Annotated in this window: 2 tRNA genes and 3 rRNA genes; all 5 read left to right on the forward strand. The window is 52.9% G+C overall.

Annotated elements, in window-relative coordinates:
- Window positions 1-660: ribosomal RNA gene (locus WMW72_RS35445) — 16S ribosomal RNA — on the forward strand; the annotation flags it as partial.
- Between the two features lie 123 nt (window positions 661-783).
- Window positions 784-900, forward strand: a 5S ribosomal RNA gene (gene rrf, locus WMW72_RS35450).
- Window positions 901-928: 28 nt separating this feature from the next.
- Window positions 929-1005 (forward strand) — tRNA-Ile (locus tag WMW72_RS35455).
- An 18-nt stretch (window positions 1006-1023) separates the two neighbouring features.
- A tRNA-Ala gene (locus WMW72_RS35460) sits at window positions 1024-1099 on the forward strand.
- Window positions 1100-1280: 181 nt separating this feature from the next.
- A 23S ribosomal RNA gene (locus WMW72_RS35465) occupies window positions 1281-1581 on the forward strand; the annotation flags it as partial.

Consider the following 1581-nt stretch of genomic DNA (forward strand, 5'->3'; position numbering starts at 1 on the left):
TGGGGAGTACGCTCGCAAGAGTGAAACTCAAAGGAATTGACGGGGACCCGCACAAGCAGTGGAGTATGTGGTTTAATTCGAAGCAACGCGAAGAACCTTACCAGGTCTTGACATCCCTCTGAACATGCTAGAGATAGCATGGGCCTTCGGGACAGAGGAGACAGGTGGTGCATGGTTGTCGTCAGCTCGTGTCGTGAGATGTTGGGTTAAGTCCCGCAACGAGCGCAACCCTTGACTTTAGTTGCCAGCATTGAGTTGGGCACTCTAGAGTGACTGCCGGTGACAAACCGGAGGAAGGTGGGGATGACGTCAAATCATCATGCCCCTTATGACCTGGGCTACACACGTACTACAATGGCCGGTACAACGGGAAGCGAAGTCGCGAGATGGAGCGAATCTTTAGAAGCCGGTCTCAGTTCGGATTGCAGGCTGCAACTCGCCTGCATGAAGTCGGAATTGCTAGTAATCGCGGATCAGCATGCCGCGGTGAATACGTTCCCGGGTCTTGTACACACCGCCCGTCACACCACGAGAGTTTACAACACCCGAAGTCGGTGGGGTAACCCGCAAGGGAGCCAGCCGCCGAAGGTGGGGTAGATGATTGGGGTGAAGTCGTAACAAGGTAGCCGTATCGGAAGGTGCGGCTGGATCACCTCCTTTCTATGGAGTCCATGGTGACTGTAGGTCATCGGACATAAAAATCCTGACGGCGCAAGCTGCAGGTAACACTCACTCGTGTTCAGTTTTGAAAGGTGCAATGCCTTTCAGCTTCATAAGCATTCGTTTGGTGATGATGGCGGAAGGGAACCACGCGTACCCATCCCGAACACGAACGTTAAGCCTTCCAGCGTCGATGGTACTTGGACCGCAGGGTCCTGGGAGAGTAGAACGTCGCCAAGCGAATCCTTCTTGTGATTCATAGCAATACGGGCCCTTAGCTCAGCTGGTTAGAGCGCACCCCTGATAAGGGTGAGGTCGGTGGTTCGAGTCCACTAGGGCCCACCAATAACTTTATACCTTTATGGGGCCATAGCTCAGCTGGGAGAGCGCCTGCCTTGCAAGCAGGAGGTCAGCGGTTCGATCCCGCTTGGCTCCACCAAGAATGTTTGTTCCTTGAAAACTGGATAACGAAACAAAGCAATAAATGCTGAATCAAAATCTGTATCAACTTCTCTGAAGTTGATGGCACATTTTTAGCTGCTACAGCGACGTATTTGATTGGGTAGCGACTCTTCTGCGTAAGCAAAACGGAGCGGACCAAGCAAATACCGAGCGAATATGGTTAAGCTAGAAAGAGCACACGGAGGATGCCTAGGCACCAGGAGCCGATGAAGGACGTGGCGAACAACGATAAGGCCTCGGGGAGCCGTAAGCAGGCTTTGATCCGGGGATGTCCGAATGGGGGAACCCGCGTGAGGTAATACTCACGTACCCTGTAGTGAATACATAGCTACAGTGGAGGCAGACGAGGGGAACTGAAACATCTAAGTACCCTCAGGAAAAGAAAACAATAGTGATTCCGTCAGTAGCGGCGAGCGAACGCGGATTAGCCCAAACTGGGGCGATTTATCGCCTCGGGGT

It is taken from the genome of Paenibacillus filicis (assembly GCF_038070315.1).
GTDB lineage: Bacteria > Bacillota > Bacilli > Paenibacillales > NBRC-103111 > Paenibacillus_G > Paenibacillus_G filicis.